Here is a 400-nt window from a genome sequence, read left to right as displayed (position 1 = left end):
GAATCGTTTTATCCAGACCTGCTCGGCGGATATTTTTGCGAGCAGCATCTAGTGCTTTATTGCTGACATCATAGCCATAGATCAGGCCCTGCCAACGTTTTCGGCCTAAGCCTGCTCGAATATCCGCTTCTTTTTCCACCTCTTGCCAGAGGTCGAAATCATGTTGTTTCCATGTAAAAAAGCCAAAGTGACTACGGTTGAGCCCCGGAGCTTGGTCCATAGCAATCAGCGCGGCTTCAATCAATAAGGTGCCAGAACCACACATTGGGTCCAATAAAGGCGCACCTTTTTTAGCCAACTCAGGCCAACCACTGCGAATCAAAATAGCGGCGGCCAAGTTCTCTTTCAGTGGCGCTAAACCGCCATCTAAACGATATCCCCGCTGATGTAAGCTGTTACC

Annotated in this window: 1 pseudogene; it reads right to left on the bottom strand. The window is 49.0% G+C overall.

Going from position 1 to position 400, the window contains the following annotated elements:
• Positions 1 to 400 (bottom strand): annotated as a pseudogene (locus BTA35_RS17335) (bifunctional 23S rRNA (guanine(2069)-N(7))-methyltransferase RlmK/23S rRNA (guanine(2445)-N(2))-methyltransferase RlmL); the annotation flags it as partial.

Source organism: Oceanospirillum linum (genome assembly GCF_001995095.2).
Classification (GTDB): domain Bacteria; phylum Pseudomonadota; class Gammaproteobacteria; order Pseudomonadales; family Halomonadaceae; genus Oceanospirillum; species Oceanospirillum linum.
The sequence above is the reverse complement of the archived record's forward strand: the minus strand, read 5'-3'. Positions and strand labels throughout refer to the sequence as shown.